The following is a 17,112-nucleotide window of genomic DNA, read 5'->3' as shown; positions in this document are numbered from 1 at the left end:
CTGAGCGCGGTCGTCCGAGCCGCCGGGTTCGGTGCCCGGAGAGCAAGCGTCCGCGAACCGTCCCCCTCTCAGAGTCGTGACGGTAGTCGAAGTCGTCACCAACAGAGATCGAGGCAGGAGAGCTGACGGGCGGCAGGCCGGGATTCGCGGCCGTCGACGCCGAAGCGTGCTGCGGCAAGCGGTGCGGGCCCGCCTGGGAAGCTGTCCAGCCGCGTCGAGAAGCTCAGCGGAGTGTCCGGCATCGTCAGGGTGATTCGGGAGACAACGGACCCGGTGGAGCATTCCGGTTGGGCCGCAATGAGAATTGCGCGGTGCGCGAACGAGAACTGACCAGATCGTCCGGGATGGATGCTCCGACCGGGCGAGGTGGGCGATGAGTAAGGCCAGCGACGCGGTTGCTGCCGCAGGTGGTTGGAAGGCGTGGTTCGGGCCCGCCGGTGCGCTTCGGTCGGACGCGCCGGCGAGCGAGAAGGCGGATCGGGGTCGTGAGCTCGAAGCTGCGCTAGTCGAGATGTTCGATGAAGCCGGACTCGATCCGCGATCGGGCTATCGGCCGCAGGGCGAGGAGGTCGACGGTTCGATCGTGCTGGACGGTCGAACGTACTTGTTCGAGGCCAAGTGGACCTCGGAAGCCCATCCGGCGTCGAGTCTGTACCAGTTCAAGGGCAAGGTCGAAGGCAAGTTGGCCGGCACGCTCGGTCTGTTCTTCAGTATGAGTGGCTACAGCAACGACGCAATCGGCGCGTTGGTCGCGGGCAAAGAGCTCGACATCGTGCTCTTCAACGACACCGACATAGAGCTAGTGGTCGAAGGTACGGTCGAGATCGCGCAGGCGATTCGCTTGAAGCTCCGCGCGGCAGCGGAATCCGGCACCCCCTATGTTCCACTCAAAAATCTGCTGACCGCCCGACGCCTCAGGACGATGGTTGGGGAACGCCCGAAGACGGTCTTCGTCGAAGGGCTCCGTGACGAACGAATCCTCAGGTTCCTGCGCGAGCGCACAGATGCCACCCTGCCAGTGCGGCTGATGCCCGCCGGAGGTCCGGCGAATATGGCACGGATGATCGACGCAGTACTCCAAATTGCCGGACAAGACATGCCTTTCGTTGCGATCCTCGAAGAGGACGAGTCGGGGCGAAGGTCCGGTCTTGAGGTCCAAGGGCTCGTGGACCGGATTACGTCCGACGGTGGACAGGCCACGCTTCTGTGGATTCCGGGCTCGTTGGAAGAGAGTCTGGGGCTCGGCGACCCCGACGGTCGGCCGATCTGGCGTGTGTCTGAAGATCAGCTCTTTCAACGCCTTGTTCAGGTTGACCTCGACGAGCGAGTGAGGAGCCATCCTGCATTGGTGCCCGTACTCCGGGCCGTCGGGATTCCGGTGCCGGGGCGATGACTCGAGCGCCGGTGGGTACGCAGCGGTGCTGCGGCCGACGTTGCCGATTGCGCGGTCGGTGAGCGAGGGCCTACGATTGTCGAGCGCTCTCGTCCGTTTGGGAGGGTTTCCCGGTATCTCGCTGGAGGCGGGTCCGGATGCAGCGCCACCGCTTTGGAGACAGTCGAAGTCGGTCTGCGTGGTGGTTCGCCTTTATCGAACATCTGCTCGCGTACACATCGGCGATGGCGCTGACGTAGCTGGAGCGCGTTGAGCCGCCTTCCTATCGCGGTTCCGTGGTGGAAAGTTTGGGCGGTCGGTGTGTCGGCGGGCATGGACAGAGCGGATCTCTGATGACCGTGCCGACAGTTTCTCCGGCAGTTCCTGATCGTTACCGAGTAGTACTGACCCCGTCCGGCGTGAACGATCCTGCGGTGTCGCGGGAGTTCGGCGATGTGCGGGCCGCGAGGGGGTGGGTGCGTGCACAGCTCACCCACCCGGCGCGGCGGCACGCGGACGCGCGGGAGGGGATATCCGACTATCGGGTGTCGATCGTCGACACTGTCGAGATCGCGCACCTGTCTCCGATGGTGTACGACCTCACCGGTTCCCCCGCTGCGGTCGCGGCCGCGTTGGCCGACACCGCCCGCTCGGTGATCAGTCCCGATGTGGTGTCGGGGCGCCGCGATCTGGACGCCGCGGTGGTGGTGCCGTCGTTGATGCGGCTCTACGAGCAGGTCACCGCCGAGTTCCTGCGTGCCCCCGCCGATGTCGAGCTGGCCGCGAAACGTCAACTGTTGCGTGAGGATTTGGCGATGACGGTGGACGGACTCGACGACCTGGACCGTCAGGCGGCGTTGAATCGCGTCGCGATGCACGATCTGGTGCCGTTGGCGCGTCCGAATGGTCGGTTCACGGCGACGTTCGAGATCCTCGAGGCGGACGCGGGGATCCTCAACCGGCCGATGCGCGGCACCCGGTTCAAGGCGGTCGCCCAGCAGCGTTTCGACAGTGCGAGCCACGCGCGGGAGTACCTGCGTCTGGTCAGCGGAACCTACCCGGGCGAGGCGTTGGTGCGCGCGCGCACGACCGAATCGCACGCCGACGGCGCCGTCAGCTCGTTCACTTCGCAGGTTCTGACCGGTGCGCGTTTGGCGCGGGCGTTGAGCGAGGTCACCGAGTTCGACGGCACCGTGATCACGGGGTTGGCGGGGGTGGACGAGACCAGGGTGGCGGTGTTGGTCGGGCGTTACGAGGAGGCCGCCCGCGTTTCGCCGAGTTTCGAGTTCGTCGACGAGGCTGGAGGTGCCGGGTTGATGCGTCGACGGATCGTCGCCTCGGCCCACAGCGCGCTCGGGACGGAACTGGCGTACATGCTGACCGATCCCGGCCTGGCCGCGGCACTGCCCGCGACGCGTGAGGCGCTGCGGCGTGTCGATCTGGGGCATCGGACCCACCGCAACATCGCCACCGAGGTCGCGGCGGTGGCGTCGTCGGGATTCGTCGGCGCCGAAGTACAGGTCGCGTTGATCCAGCACTACGACCTGCACGAGGACCTACACCGGCGGGGGAGTCGCCTCGGCGCGCGCGACCTCGCGGATCTGCACGCCAAGATCGGGGAGGTCCGCGACAGGGTCCACACCCTGTTGTCGCACCCCGCACTGACCGCGACCGACCGCATCGACGTACTCGAGGAACTCGCCCGCGCGCAACGCTCGCCGTTGGCCGGATACGAGTTCGTCTTCGATCTGCCCGACGCCGCGGCCCTGGGCACGCGCGCGGTGCAGTTGATGAGACGCCCACCCGCTGTGGGGCCCGAGGTGCGTGGTCGCGATGTCGATGATCTGCTGCGCCTGTATCAGTTGACCCAGGTGGTCGGGGACCGTGCTCGCGGGCCCGGACAGCACACTCTGCGTCTGCTGCGCTTCGATCTGGGCCGTCATCTGAACGGGCGGATCGCGACCCATCCGGGCCTGCTGGGCAGCGAACGCACGGTCCTGCGGTCGCTGATGACCAGCATCGGTCACGATCCCCGCCACGAACTACCCACGCGGCGCGCGGAGTTCATCGCCGAACCGGTGCCGGCCGGCGACCTGCTCCCGGTCGAGGCCGCCACGGTCGACAACTACCGCCTCAGTTTCGACGTCCCGGAGCAACCGGGACGCCGGGTCGTGCTCGGCACCGAGAACGGTCGATGGGTCGCCCGCAACTACGTCGCCTACCCGGGCCACCCGCACTGGAAGCTCGCCGACGGCGCGGCCACCTTCGCCGACCACCACGACATGATCACCGCGCTGGAATCCGGTGTCCGGCACCGGGACCGGCACGGGACCCTCAAGACCATGCCCCCGGCGTCGGTGCCCGCCGCGGTGGGCCAACGCCTGCGTGAAGTCGACCGTCTCCACACCGAAGCCACCGGCAGAGCATCCGCCCCATCCGCCCCGCCGCGCCCCACCGTGCCACAGGTCGCCAGGACCACGCGCTCACGACAGCAGGCGATCGGCACACCACCGGCCCCGCCCAGACGCCGCGGACTCGGCTAGGTTCTGTTGCCGATTGACGTGAGCAGTTGAACGATCAGCGCAACGATCACTTCGGCGCGATAAGCGCAGGCGAGTTATCGCAGTGGGTAACGCCTGCGCGCCGACGTCTGGCTTTGTTGAAGGCGCGACAATTGTTGGCGAAGTTCCGAACCGCCGACCGTTGAGATTCGGCGCGAAATCAAGAAATTCACTGCTTGTCGGTCAACATTTGGATACGATGGCCAGTCGAGCCCGTCGCGACCGAGTCGTGCACCGAATGACCTATGCGAAAACTTCGGAGACAGGCTCAGGGGCGGGCTTTGCCAAGAAGCTATACTTCAACGTCCGCTGGAGGGCTCTCCGCCAGCGCTACCCTGTGGTGACATACTACTGTCTGGTAGGTCACTTCTCGGTGCCTTGCGTGCTTGCTCGGTGATCTCGTTCAAGTGGCATTGTGCTTCAATCTCCCCACCGTAGGTTCGGACAATGGAGGGGTTTTGTCGTTGCTTCTCGTAAGCCTCATCTTGCAATCGCGGGCAGTCCTTGATCACCTCGACCACCGCAGCGGGCTTATCGTCACTGATGTAGTCCTTGATAACATCACCATAAGCCGCAATGGCGAACGCGCCAATAGTAAACACGAGGCCCCAAATAGCAATGGCCTTCTGAACACGGCTGGCCTTATCGACTTGTTCGCTTCTTCGGTCGAGAGCTGCCTGGTCTTCCGCGAAGGGCGGGATGGGAGCGGCTGTCGGATCGGGGATGGAGGCAGGGAGATTTGTTGGTAATTGCTGTTCAGTAAGAGCGCGGCGTATCGCCTGTTGGAAAAGTTCGGCTGAGCTGACCGGTTCGGTCACGGCAGCCCGCTTTCCTCGACGCCAATTGGAGGGGTGGAGGCTTCGATTGATACCGGCTGACCGCCCTCGTGGATGTCGCGGAAAAATTTCTCGCGTGCCTCCTCGAGGTTATTCCGCTCCGCTAGAAGATCTCTAATAACGCGCAGGCTAACGAAAGCGTTGATCATTATTGCGAGTGATACCGTAGATGATCCGAAGGATATCAGGACGAGAGCGGGAGAGTGAACTGACCTAATTAGCACTATGCATAGGACGACCGTGGAAAGTAGTAACGTCGCTGCTGCGATCAGGAACGCCAGCAATGCGTTGGAGCGTGCACGGTGTGCCCACCCGATGATTGTGGAATGGCGATAGCGTGCGTAGCCCCGCCATGAGTGTGACGTTGAAATAGCGCCCATCGTGTGATTGTAGCGTCAAGTGCGCGCTGTTGTAGACCGGACGGGAAGCATCTTCCCGCATCGCCTGGTTTCCCCGGGTCTTGCTGGTCGCTGATCTATCCCATCGCATGTGATTCTCAAGAAGTTCCCGCAGTTCTTGCTCGAAGTCATGACCCGCAGTGAGGCCGTAGGGGCAGTCTTGCTTATCTCTGATCGGTATCGGGTGGATGTCCCCTGGATGCAGTTTATCGTGGTGAGTGATGGCCGTTAGCTCGCCGCTGGGAGTAATCGTCTTGGCGACGATCTCGTCACAAACGCAGGCTAGACACGCCGAACCTCTGTGCGCGGCGCTAATCCGAAGAAGGTTTGCGCCAGCCGTGGCGTGCCAGCACGGCGCGCAGCTGGTCGGGGGAGGTGGCGAGGTCGGGGGCGAGGAGTTCGGCCAGTGCCGGGGTGAGTGGCCACATCCGTGCGGGGGCGTCGTCGCGGTGGGGGGCGGGGTCGGCGCGGGGCAGCCGCCAGGCGGTGTGGGGGTCGAGTGCGAGGATCGTGGTGTGTTCGCGGGTCTGTTGTCCGCCGTCGTGGCGTCCCAGGAATACGTAGACGAAGACTCCGGTGAAGTCGAGTTGGTCGCGTACCACTTCGATGCTGTTTCGGGTGGGGACCTTTATCGCGATCGGTAGTGTCCATTCGGGTGCGGGGTCGGCGACGATGGCGTTGAAGCGGGTGTTGTGGGTGCTGGTGTCGGTGATCACCAGACCGGCGCGTGTGCACCATGACGCGAGCACCGCGGCGCCGATGTTGTCGATCTGGGTGGCCTCGAAGTTCGGTCCGCCCCACCGGGCTTCGGCTTCTTGGCGTGCGGTACCGCTGTTGTCTGACACATCCATCCCCTGACGTGAGTCGCGACGTTCGACGCGGTCGCGATGAGGGGCACAGTACCCGCTCGACGCCCTCGCCTCCGATCCACGTGATGGCGGTCCTCGTCCGGTCACGGCCGCCGGTCGGTGGTCGCCGCTCGCGGCGCGGTCGGGATTCCGCGGGTCGGTGCGGGCGGTCACGATCCGTTGAATCGGTTGCGCGACAGCGGATTATGTGGATGTCTGCGTGGTGTGTCCGTGATGGTTGTGTCCGGGGTGGGGGTGCGCGGGGGCGGGGTGGTCTTGCGTCGGGTGCGCGGCGGGTCCTAAGCTTCGGTTGCGCCCCCGTTCTTTTTAGGGGTTTCCCGGTGTCTCGCTGGTGGCGGATCCGGATGTAGCGCTGCTGCACGTCTCAGGTGTCGATCGCCGGTTGCCGCAGCTATCGAATCAGTCGATCCCCGTGCGGTTCTTCCGTGCGGTGTGGCGCGTGAACGGTGTTGCGGCACCGATTTTTTGCCCCTGGTTTCGGCTCGATTCGTGTTCGGCATCCGAGTGACACGAGGGGCTTCCTTGATGAACGATTCGCTGCACCGTCGGCTGCGCCGCGCGGTCCTGGTCGGCGCGCTGCCGGTGGCGATGGCCGTGGCCGTGTCCGGCACCGGTCTGGCCGATCCCGGTCAGGCCGGGGTCACCCCGGGCGGCCAGGCCGGAGTCACGACGCCCGAACAACCCGCCCCGCCACCCGCGCCGCCGGTTCCGGAGCAGGGGTTGGCGGTGTTCGTGCCGGATCCGCCGGCGCAGTCGGTGCCCGACCGGCCCACACCGCAACCCCACCAGCAACAGCGACTCCGCGCGCCAGCGCCGGCGGTGGTTCCCGAGCCGGAGGACTCCGATCTCGACACCCTCGAGGAGGGGGAGGTCCGGATCGAGGAACCGACGCCTGACTTGGTGCCGGTGTTGCCGGGGCCGCGCACGATCCGTGCCGGTGATGCGGAGTTCGTGGTTCCCGATTTCGTCGATGTCTATCTCGAGGAGGACATCGAGGCGTGGTTGCGGTGGATCGAGACCGAGATCGCGATCCGTTACGACGCGCTCGGGGTGCCGCGGGAGGAGTCCGACCGGCGTGCGTTGTCGACGGTGGCCGGTGGTGCGGGTGGGGCCTACCTCGGCGCCGAGGTCGCGGGTGTTCCGGGCGGTGTCGTCGGCGCGGTCGGTGGGGCGGGTGTGGGCGCGGTGATCGGCGCCGGTGTGGGTTCGTTGGCCGGTGGTATCGGGGCGGTGCCCGGGGCTTTCGTGGGCGCGTCGATCGGTATCCCGGTCGGTGCGCTCGTGCTCGGTGTCCCGGCGCTGGTCGGTGGGGCGATCGTGGGCGCGGTGGCCGGTTCCGGTTTCGCGGCCGCGATCGGGGCCTCCACCGACACCACCCCGGTCCCGCCTCCGCCGCCGCTGTCCGAACTCGGAGCGCCGCCGCCCCCGGATCCCGATCCGGAATCCACGCCGCCACCGGATATCACGGTCGGCGAGGAGTGCGATTCCGCGGCGGCCCCCGCGCCCGAGCCGATCGCGGCGCCCGAGCCGATCCCGGCGCCGATGCCCGAGCCGGGCCCCGATGTCCTCGCCCACGTTGTCGACGGCGCCGCTGGCGCGGTCGACGCGGTCCTCGACGCAGCGACCGGCGCGGTGAATGCGGTGGTCGATGCCGCGACCCGTCTGTTGAACCCGCCCCCGCCGCCCGGCGGGTCCGGCTCGGTCTGACGCGACGGGACGGCGAGCGTGATGGCAACGAGCTCCGACACCTTCTGGGACGAGCTGGAATTCGATGACCCCGCCCCGACTCCGGCGGCGGCTCCGCTCTCGGCCGTGACACCGGTCGACCAAGTCGACGCGGTCGCGGCGCGTCACGACTGGGCCGACGAGCTGGACCTCGACCTCGAGCGGATGAACCTGGCCCCCGGCACGGGGACCGGTCGCCGGCGGCGTCGCGTGCGTCTGCTGCTCGTCGCCGCGGGCACGATCGCGACCGCGGTGTTGATTTCGGTCGGCGACTCCGGCGACGGTGATTCCCCGGCACGGGAAGACGGCGCGGCGAGGTCGACGTCCGCGACCACCGTGGCTCCCAGTTCCGTAGCGGCACGGCTCGATTCACCGGGCGCGGCGGGAGAGGGCTGTGTGGCGCGGGTCGAGGGCGAGACGGTAGTCGGGGCCGGGCGAGGCGACACTGATTCCGGGCCGGGGGCGATCTTGGCGTTCGAGGCCGCCTATTACCTCGATCGCAGTGGCGTCAAGGCGCGCGAGAGCGCCGTCGTGGACGCGGCGCTGCCCTCGGCGGCCGCGATCCAGGCCGGGATCGACTCGGTTCCGGCCGGTACGACCCATTGCGTGCGGATCACCCCCGCCGGCCCGGACCGCTGGTTGGTGGACCTGAGCGAACAACGCCCCGACCAACCCGCCCAACTGCACCGCCAGACCATCACCACCACCGGTATCGGCGGCCGCGTGCTCATCACCGGGATCACCGCCCGATGACCACCACGAGCGAAACATCGTCCGCGCGCCGCGATTCGGCAGTCGACACCGTGACACGCCTCCTCCTCGTCGTCGTCGCGGCACTGGTGTCGGCGCTCTACGGCGCGGGCGCTGGGGCCGCCGCCCCCACCCAACCCGAGCCGGCCGGCGGCGGTGCTGGTGGTGCGGGTTGTCCGTCGGTGGCCGCGATCTTCGTGCCCGGTACGTGGGAGACCGATCAGGACGCGGATCCTTCCCGCCCGCGTGGGTTGTTGGCGCCGGTGGCGTCCTCGCTGCAACGCCAGTTCGGTGATCGCGTCGAGGTGGTGTTTCCGGCCTACGCGGCGCGGGCGATGGACGGCATGCTCTACGGCGACAGCCAGGCCCAAGGTGTGGCCGCGGCGAGGAGCGCGGTCGCCGAGATGGCGGGGCGGTGCAGGGCGACGAAGTTCGTGTTGTCGGGGTATTCCCAGGGCGCGGACGTGGCAGGTGATCTCGCCTCGACCATTGGTTGCCGTTCCGATCCGATCCCGGCGCAGCGTGTGTTGGCGGTGGGGTTGGTGGCCGATCCGAAACAGGGCACCCGCGGCGGGAAACTGGTCGGCCCTCCCGTAGAGGGTTCCGGGATCCGCGGGCCTCGCGGTGAGGGGTTCTGCGCGCTGAGCGCGGTCACCGCCCAGTTGTGTCAGACCGGCGACCGATATTGCGCCACCGACGCTTCCGAGAACCCGATCCTGGCCGGCCTCGGCAAGATCCTCTCCCAACCCGGCACCCCGACCCCGACCCCGGTCCCCGGAGGCAGCGGTGGCGGTGGTCCGAGCGCGGCCCCGGACTCGGGCGCGGGAGCGGCCGAACTCACCGCGTCCCTCGACGCGGGTTTCGACCGCGCCGCACTGACCGGGCTGCCGTCCCAGATCCAGGCCCTGACCACCGGGCCGTCCACGGGCGCGGATCCCGGCGCGCTCGCCGAGACCGCCGACTCGGTCACCGACGTGCTGACCCGCCTGGGAGCCCTCGGTGAGTGGGCGCACTCGAATCCGTCTGTGCGAGAACGACTCACCGCCGCCGATGCCGAGGTCGGTGATCGGTCGGCGGGCAGGGTCCTGGACACTGTGCGGGGCATGGACCTCGAGGCGGTGCGCAGGTCGCTGGCCACGGTCACCGGCCACCTCGCCGGCGGGCCACCCGGCCCCGGCCGGGACGGTGAACTTGCCGGTGCTCTGGACGCGCTGGCGTCGGCGACGGGGGAGTTGACCGGCCTCGGGGGTGAGGTGCTCGCTCAGGCCGGGACGGTGTTGCCGCTGCTGAAACCGAGCTCTCTGATCACCCAGGTCACCACCGTGGCCTCGGGCACGGTCGAGTTCGCGGTCAACACTCCGGCGATTGTGGACGCGGTGCGTCGGATCGGGGCCGCGGTCACCGACCCCTCGACCGATCTGGGCGGGAAAGTCCGTGCGGTGCACCTGGTTTTCGCTGATCTGAACCGGTTGTGTCAGCCGCTGGTGCGCATGGCGGCCGGGATCGATCTGTCGATGGTGGCCGGGCTGTTGCGGATGATCCCGGACCCGCACGGCGTGGCCCAGACCGCGGCCCTGGTCCTGGGCGTGCTCGACGATCTCGATGTCATCGGGCTGGCCCGCCAGGCCGGCGCGCTACAGGAGAACCTGTGGGCGATCCTGGAAGCGCTCACCGGCGGGGCGGATCTGCTCGCGGTCGGCGCGCGGTTCGCCGAGTTGGGACACACCCTGCTGGGGTTCGCGTCCCTGGCGTTGGACACCCTCACCGGCACCGGGACCGAGACCTCCGCAGATCTGCTCGACACCGCGATCGACACCACCGGCGCCCACGACCTGGCGGGGATCACCGCCGCACTGACCGAAGCCGGTACCGGCCGGGGTGCGGATGCGTTGGCGGAGTTGGTCGCCGAAGGCGTCGACGCGGCCACCTTCTACACCTCGGGCGCGCATCAGTCCTATGACACCTACGTCGTCGACGACGCCGGGCGCACCGCGCTGCAATGGCTGGGCGACTGGTTCGCCAACCGCATCCGCCAGGTCGGGGCGTGAACGCGATGACCGACCCCGAACACGACAACGACGACGCCGGCGCCGGTGGTGGGTGGACGTGGTTGGCGGCCGCGATCCCCGTACTGCTCCTCGGCGCCATCGTCGCGGCCCTGGCGGGGGACCGCGAGGAACCCGAACAGGGCTGTCTACCGAACATCCCCAACACCCCGGCGGGACAGGGGGCGTCGGTGGTGTGGCCGATCGCGGCGGCGATCTCCTCGCCGTTCGGCCCCCGTGACGGCGAGTTCCACCACGGCGCCGACTTCGCCGCCCCGCTGGGCGCCGAGATCGTCTCGGCCACGAGCGGCACCGTCGTGGCGGCCGGGCCCGCCGATGGATTCGGCAACTGGATCGTCGTCGACACCCGCTCCGACGCAACGGGTTCGGGGACGGTGGCCGTGTCGGCGGTGTACGGGCACATGCGCGAGGGCGGGATCAAGGTGCGCATCGGCCAGTCGGTCACCGCGGGCACGCCCATCGCCGAGGTCGGCGACGCCGGGCAATCCAGCGGCCCGCACCTGCATTTCGAGATCGTGCCGGGCGGGCGCCTGTCCGGCGGCGCCGCCATCGATCCGATCCCGTGGTTGACCGAGCACGCCGGACCCCGACCCGACACCAGCGCCGGCCCGGGTGCGCCGGCGTTGGTCGCCCACGCGAGCGACACCGGTCCCGCGCTGGGGCCGGCGCGCAACAGCGAAGCGCACCTGCAACGCCGAACCGTGCATCTGCTGCGCGCCCTGGAGGCACGGTTCCCGCAGATCACCCGCTTCGAGACCTGGCGGCCCAGCGACCCGTTCCCCGATCATCCCGACGGGCGCGCCGTCGACGCGATGATCCCCGGCTACGACACCCCCGAGGGCCGGGCCCTGGGTGATGAGGTCGTGGCCTACGCCCACGCCCACGCGAAGACTTTCGGGCTGGTCTACACCCTGTGGCGGCTGCGCTACACCCCCGTCGAGGGGGACGCGACGACCATGGCGGCCACCGGCGACCCGACCACCGACCACGTCGACCACGTCCACCTCACCGTCACCGGCGGCGGAGCACCGGCCCCCGATCAGACCTACACCGCCCCCACCGAAACCAGCATGCCCGCGCGGTCGGGATGCGACCCGGCCGGCCCGGTCGCGGCCGCGACACCGATCGCGGCCGGCACGGTGCCCGAGGCGTTCGCGCCGTGGATCGCGAAAGCGGCCGGGACCTGCCCGCAGGTCGGGGCGCCGTTGATCGCCGCGCAACTCGAGAACGAGTCCGGATTCCGGGTCGATGCCCACAACGCGCGATCCGGAGCGACCGGGCCCGCGCAGTTCCTGCCCTCGACCTGGGAGGCCAAGGCCGTCGACGGCGACGGCGACGGCCGCCGCGACCCCCACAGCATCCCGGACGCGGTGATGTCGCAAGCCGCCTACGACTGCGAACTCGCCGCGATCGCCACCGACGCACTGGCCGAGGGTCGCCTGCACGGAGACCTCACACAACTGTGGCTGTCGATGTACAACTGCGGGCCCGGCGCGACCCTGGGCACCGGCGGGGTGTGCCAGAACCGCGAAACCCTGGCCTACGTCCGCGACATCCCCGAACGCGCAACACACTTCGCCAGCGCGACCCCCGGTGGCGGATCATGAACAGCCACAGTAACTTTCCACGGTTCGGCCGCGCGACCCGACCGAGCACCGCACGCGTGTGGGCGGCGTCGGTGGTCCTGTGCTGCGGCGCGGCGGTGTCGGGATGCGCCGACCCGACCGGCCCGAACAGCGGGGTGGATCCGGCGCCGGCGTCGGCGCAGCGATGGTCTCCGGAGGCGGCGGGACCGCAGGGAAGGCGCGCGGTCCCCGCGACCGTGCTGCCGGTCGACCTCGCGGGTCTGGATCGTGGTGATCCGGACGCGACCGCGCGCGCGGCGCTGCGGATCTGGTTCGACTCCAACACCAACACCGACGCCGGGCCCAACGACGCGGCCGCGCGGTCCGCGCCGCTGCTCACCGCACGGTTGCGGGCGGCGCTCACCTCGACCGGGTCGCTGAGCCCCGGGGCGCGGTGGTTGCAGCGGGCCGCGCGCCACGCGAGCGCCGCGGTACGGGTCGATCCCTCCACCGAGGCGGTCCCGCCCCAGACCCCTTTGCAGGCGATCCGCGTCTACCGGGTCACCCAGACCTGGTTCACCCCGACCGGAGAACTCCTCGACACCACCGTGTTCACCGTCGGAATCGTCCTGGAGCGCAACGGAAATGCATGGGAAGTGAGCGATGTCCAACCACGATGACCACGACCGCGACACCGACCCGACCTTGTGGGATCGCCCGGACGAGGACTATCACGCCGAGAACCCGGTGAACCTGCGCGAACAGCGGCTACGCCCCCGCACCGCCGCCGATCCGGCCTCGATGCGGCTGCGCCCGGCCCCCGCCCCGCCCACCGCCCGGCCCGCGCCGTCTGCGGTATCTGCGGTGTCGGCGGCCCCGACCGTTCCCGAGCCGTTGTCGCGGGCGGAGGCGGAGGCGTTGGGCGAGGCGCGCTCGCGTGATGTGCTCGGTGTGGCCGCGGGGGTGGAGGCGGACCCGGCCGGGTGGGGGTGGCGCGGCAAGGCCAACGCGCTGGGCGCGCGGTTGAAACCCGACCGTGAGGAGGTCTCGCACCGGTTGGCGGTCGAACGGATCCGCCAACCCCTGCCGGGCACGCCGGTGATCATGGTGTGCAACCCCAAAGGCGGCGGCGGCACCACCCCGGCGACCCTGATGCTGTCCAACATCTTCGGCCGACACCGACACGGTGTCGTGGCCTGGGACACCGCCGAAACCCGGGGAACGCTGGCTGCCCGGGCGGCGCGCGCCGACCGTCGGATGCCCACCACCTGGGACGTGGTCGAACACGCCGCCGGGCTGTGTTCGGACACCGTCGCGGCCTCGGCGATGGGACAGTTCCTGCTCGCCCAGCCCACCGGGGACGAGATCCTGGCCGGCGACCAGTCCAGCAGGCGGCGGCAGATGCTCGGCGCCACCGAATGCGCCGCGATCCTGGCCGTCCTGCGTCGCCATCGCACCATGGTCCTGCTCGACACCGGCAACAACGAACGCGGCGAAGCGTTCACCTGGGCGCTGGACAACGCCACCGCCCTGGTGATCCCGTTGACCTATCGCCGCGACGCCGCGCACATGGTGCTGCGCGCGCTGGACGGGATCGCCGCGCGCGGCCACGAACACCTCGTCGCCTCCGCGGTGGTGGTCCTGGCCCAAGGCAGCGCGGTCAACCCCGCCGCCCGCCACGCCGTGCACGAAGCCCTGGCACGCGCCGAGATCACCCGCCTCACCACCGTCCCGTTCGACCCCGACCTCGCCGGCGGTGAACGCATCGTCGCCTCCCGCCTCCACCCGGCCACGGTGCGCGCCTGGACCCGGGTCGCGGCCGTGGTCGCCGACGGCCTGGCCGAAACCCTCACCGACGCCCACCCCCTGCTGAACACCGGCCCGGCTCCCGCATCACGGCCCGTCGCGCAGGAGCTCGACCCGCGCCCGCGCCCCTGGGCGGCGCCCGAACCCGGCACTGGCCGCGCCGAGGGGCGTGCGGGACTGCGCGGCGTGCATCGCGCGGGAGAGGTGGCCGGATGAGGACCACGACATCACCACGGAGGCCGACGCTTATGAGAACCGCGCATCCACGCCCGAGCGGCCGCTCCGCCGCGCGGTTGCTCACCGCGGCCGTGGCGGTCGCGGTGTGCACGAGTATCGGTGCGGGGATGGCGGCCGCCGCGATCCAGAACCCCCTGGACGGGGTCGCCCCGAACTTCGGGTTGTTCGGGGCGGCGCTGGACACCGCCTGGAAACGGGTCGTCGCCGCGATCTGGGCCGCGGTCCTGATCGGGTCCACCGTGCGGGTGATCGTGGGCGCCTACAAGGTCCGCCGCTCCAAGAACAGGGGTTACGCCGGGGACATGACCGAGGGCATGGAAGACCTCCAGGACGCCCTGGTGTCGCTGGGTCTGGCGGGACTGGCCAGCCCCGTCGTCGGCGCGATCCTGTTCGTCGTCGGCGGCTGAGAAGGAAACGGAGAAAACATCATGTCCCGCAGAGGATTCGCCGAGATCACCCCCGAGAACACCAACGACTCCCACCCCAGAACACCGACACCCACACCGACATCGACCGGCGGCCCGCCGGACGGCCCGAGCGGGCCGGTGACCGAGCGGATCCCGTGGAAATGGGTGGCCGCGGCCGCGGGGCTGGTGATGCTGATCGCCGCCGTGGCGACAGCGACGTCCGACGGCGGGCGCGATGTGGACGAGAGCGTGCGCACCGCGCACGGACCGACCCGGGTCGTGGACGAGGTGCCCGCCGGATACACCCGGGACCGGGCCGGGGCGGCGACCGCGGCGGTCAACATCGTGCAGGCCCTGGCCCAGGCCGGGCACGGACGCGTGCGGATGGACGCGGTGGTGGCGACCATGATCGCCGAGAACCCCGGCCCGCAACTGGCGCGCGCGATCGAGGTGGGCCGCGACCGCGCCGCCGGGGACGCGGTCCTCAACGTCCTGCCGGCCGCGGTCACCGTCACCGCGTTCACCGACACCAGCGCCGAGGTGACCGTGTGGGCGATGGGCGTCTCCCGAGCCTCGATCACCCCGACCGATCCGGTCTCGGTGATGACCCTGTGGACCACCAACACCGTGTCGCTGCTCTGGCAGGACGAGGACTGGAAGGCCGTGGAGAAGTCCGGGCACGTCGGACCCACCCCCGACGAAGTCGTGGCCCCCGCCTCCGGCAGCGCGCTGACCAGGCCGCTGCTGGAGGGCTACTACACCTACTACCTCAACTGAGCCGCACATGAACCCGATGACCTGGACCACGCGCACGGTCGCAGCCCTGGCCGCGCTGCTGATCGCCGCCACGAGCGTGGGCCTGGCCGCCGCCGCTCCCGCCCTCGGCGCGCCCACCACACCGGGAACGCCGACCTCCTCCACCGAGGAACTGCCGGAGGGGTTTCCGGCCGATCTGCGCCGGTTCGTCGGCGGCACCGAGGAATTCCGGTCCGGTCCATGGTTCGACGGGCCGTGCCGTGACCGGGGCGGGGACCTGGGGGCCTACCTCAACGCCACCCTGAGCGCGGAGAACCGGCTGCTGTTCTGGAGTTCGAGTGAGCAGGCCCGCCAACAGATGCTCGCCGGAGTCGGCAGCGGCGGGGTCGGCGCGTTGGACGCGGGAAGTCCCCCCGCCCAGGGCGGCGAACCCAGCGCCGAACGCCTCCCGAAAGTGTTCCCCGCCGGGGACGCGGCCTACCACCTGCCCACCGGGTACTGCGCCGAGGACCTCGAACGCTGGTCGAACCCGGAGTGGAACACCTGGGGTCTGAGCTGGGCACAAGCCCCGGACAAACAATCGATGAACGAGATCGGCAAGGCGTCCGGATTCGACCGCGTCCCCGCGCAGGCGTGGAAAGACCCGTGCGGCGGCGAAATCGACGGGATCTATTGCAGCCACGCGTTCTTCCTCGACTGCGACCAGGCCGAACCCACCGCCGACGACCTGGCGCGCTGCATCGCCTGGAACCGCGCGGTCGGGCAGCTCTACACCGGCACCGCGGCCTGGATCACCGCCAACACCTCGGTCTCCGATCGGCTCAGCGACTACATCGAATCCACCCGCCTGTTCCGGGAGGGCAAGTTCGTCGTCGACGCCTTCACGTGGATCTACGGCCACGCGCTACCGGACTATGTCCGCTTCGTCGCCGACCCCCAATCGGTGATCGACGACTGGGCCGACGCCTCCAAAGACGGTGCCGTGCAACTGTCCTCGCAAGTGCTGCGCGGTCTGGCCGACGTCGGCGGGTTCGACCCCGCCGCCGACTGGTTCCTGCGCTGGTATGCGCTGTCCACCGGCATCGGGGTGGTGGTCATGGCCCTGATGACCATCCTGGCGCTGTGGCGCGCCGCGGCCAAGGGCGAAACGATCAAGACCCTCGGCGGTGATCTGCTCGGCTACGCCCCGGCCGGGGTGGTGATGATGCTGTTCGCCCCGATGCTGGCCCAACTGTTGGTCGAACTGTCCAACGAGATGTCGCAAGCCGTCGTACGCGCCTCGGGCCCGGACATGGGCGAGATGGTCAACAACCTGGAGCGATTCACCGGGGAGCTGACCGCGCCCATGCTGCCCGGCGGCGTCATCGTGGGATTGATCCTGTTCCTGTTGCTGATCGCCGGCGCGCTCGGGGTGTTCTTCGGGCTGCTGATGCACGCCAACGCGCTGCCGGTGCTCGCCGTGGCCGCCGGCATCGGATTCGGGATGTGGGTGCACCCGAAATGGCGGCCCAAGGCGTTGCGGCCGGTATTGGTGTTCATCGGCATCGTCTTCTCCAAACCGCTGCTGTTCCTTCTCCTCGCGGTCGAGACCAGCCTGATCAACGCCGAACTGACCGGTGCCGTGACCGCCCAGGGCGACACCGGCAACCTCGGCAAACTCTGCATGCTGGTCGCCGGGTTCATCGTCGTCGGCCTGGCTCCCTGGTCACTGGTCAAATACGCGCCACTGCTGCCCACCCGCGCCGACGCCTCCGGCTTCGGAGC

The 17,112-nt window shown here is 69.3% G+C and carries 13 protein-coding genes; 11 read left to right on the top strand and 2 right to left on the bottom strand.

From position 1 onward, the window contains the following. The first annotated feature begins 373 nt into the window (after window positions 1-373). Entirely contained in the window at window positions 374-1,393 is a 1,020-nt protein-coding gene (locus ON30_RS36700; protein ID WP_157183991.1) for a hypothetical protein, read from the top strand. Between the two features lie 455 nt (window positions 1,394-1,848). Beyond that, the gene (locus tag ON30_RS31395; protein ID WP_169334971.1) at window positions 1,849-3,915 is read left to right on the top strand and encodes a hypothetical protein; all 2,067 of its coding nucleotides are present in this window, start codon (window positions 1,849-1,851) and stop codon (window positions 3,913-3,915) included. A gap of 317 nt (window positions 3,916-4,232) precedes the next feature. Here the strand turns inward: ON30_RS31395 and ON30_RS39805 are convergent, their stop codons facing one another. Then, a complete protein-coding gene (locus tag ON30_RS39805; RefSeq protein ID WP_157183990.1) occupies window positions 4,233-4,751 on the bottom strand; it encodes a hypothetical protein in 519 nt (172 codons plus the stop codon). A gap of 727 nt (window positions 4,752-5,478) precedes the next feature. Continuing rightward, a complete protein-coding gene (locus tag ON30_RS31390; RefSeq protein ID WP_040713457.1) occupies window positions 5,479-6,018 on the bottom strand; it encodes a hypothetical protein in 540 nt (179 codons plus the stop codon). A gap of 450 nt (window positions 6,019-6,468) precedes the next feature. Here ON30_RS31390 and ON30_RS36695 point away from each other — a divergent pair, with 450 nt between their 5' ends. The 9 genes from ON30_RS36695 to ON30_RS31345 all read left to right on the top strand — a co-directional run. Beyond that, a complete protein-coding gene (locus ON30_RS36695; protein WP_157183989.1) occupies window positions 6,469-7,743 on the top strand; it encodes a hypothetical protein in 1,275 nt (424 codons plus the stop codon). Window positions 7,744-7,764: 21 nt separating this feature from the next. Next, window positions 7,765-8,514: a DUF8176 domain-containing protein gene (locus tag ON30_RS36690; protein WP_051030248.1), complete on the top strand. Its 750-nt coding sequence runs from the start codon at window positions 7,765-7,767 to the stop codon at window positions 8,512-8,514. A gap of 50 nt (window positions 8,515-8,564) precedes the next feature. Continuing rightward, a complete protein-coding gene (locus ON30_RS40465; RefSeq protein ID WP_040713507.1) occupies window positions 8,565-10,559 on the top strand; it encodes a cutinase family protein in 1,995 nt (664 codons plus the stop codon). A gap of 5 nt (window positions 10,560-10,564) precedes the next feature. Then, window positions 10,565-12,184, top strand: a complete 1,620-nt coding sequence (locus tag ON30_RS31370) for a M23 family metallopeptidase (protein ID WP_245554310.1) — start codon at window positions 10,565-10,567, stop codon at window positions 12,182-12,184. After that, entirely contained in the window at window positions 12,181-12,822 is a 642-nt protein-coding gene (locus ON30_RS31365; protein WP_157183988.1) for a hypothetical protein, read from the top strand. The genes ON30_RS31370 and ON30_RS31365 overlap by 4 nt, the downstream gene beginning before the upstream one ends. Next, window positions 12,806-14,164 carry a MinD/ParA family ATP-binding protein gene (locus tag ON30_RS31360; RefSeq protein ID WP_051030245.1) on the top strand — a complete coding sequence of 453 codons (1,359 nt, stop codon included), beginning with the start codon at window positions 12,806-12,808 and terminating at the stop codon, window positions 14,162-14,164. The genes ON30_RS31365 and ON30_RS31360 overlap by 17 nt, the downstream gene beginning before the upstream one ends. A gap of 32 nt (window positions 14,165-14,196) precedes the next feature. Further along, complete coding sequence (locus ON30_RS31355) at window positions 14,197-14,592, top strand: hypothetical protein (protein WP_051030244.1); 396 nt, start codon at window positions 14,197-14,199, stop codon at window positions 14,590-14,592. 21 nt (window positions 14,593-14,613) lie between these two features. Next, window positions 14,614-15,369, top strand: coding sequence for a DUF8175 domain-containg protein (locus ON30_RS31350; RefSeq protein ID WP_157183987.1), 756 nt, complete (start codon window positions 14,614-14,616; stop codon window positions 15,367-15,369). A 16-nt stretch (window positions 15,370-15,385) separates the two neighbouring features. Continuing rightward, the coding region (locus tag ON30_RS31345) for a hypothetical protein (protein WP_040713494.1) at window positions 15,386-17,112 on the top strand (1,727 nt) is incomplete at its 3' end.

It is taken from the genome of Nocardia takedensis NBRC 100417, from assembly GCF_000308695.1.
GTDB lineage: Bacteria > Actinomycetota > Actinomycetes > Mycobacteriales > Mycobacteriaceae > Nocardia > Nocardia takedensis.
Note: the sequence above shows the minus strand (reverse complement) of the source record. Positions and strands in the feature narration are given on the sequence as shown.

Coding starts and splice junctions, on each gene's coding strand:
- ON30_RS36700 (WP_157183991.1), top strand. CDS start 374: ATGAGTAAGGCCAGCGACGCGGTTGCTGCCGCAGGTGGTTGGAAGGCG.
- ON30_RS31355 (WP_051030244.1), top strand. CDS start 14,197: ATGAGAACCGCGCATCCACGCCCGAGCGGCCGCTCCGCCGCGCGGTTG.
- ON30_RS31390 (WP_040713457.1), bottom strand. CDS start 6,018: ATGGATGTGTCAGACAACAGCGGTACCGCACGCCAAGAAGCCGAAGCC.
- ON30_RS31365 (WP_157183988.1), top strand. CDS start 12,181: ATGAACAGCCACAGTAACTTTCCACGGTTCGGCCGCGCGACCCGACCG.
- ON30_RS31360 (WP_051030245.1), top strand. CDS start 12,806: ATGTCCAACCACGATGACCACGACCGCGACACCGACCCGACCTTGTGG.
- ON30_RS31370 (WP_245554310.1), top strand. CDS start 10,565: ATGACCGACCCCGAACACGACAACGACGACGCCGGCGCCGGTGGTGGG.
- ON30_RS36690 (WP_051030248.1), top strand. CDS start 7,765: ATGGCAACGAGCTCCGACACCTTCTGGGACGAGCTGGAATTCGATGAC.
- ON30_RS31350 (WP_157183987.1), top strand. CDS start 14,614: ATGTCCCGCAGAGGATTCGCCGAGATCACCCCCGAGAACACCAACGAC.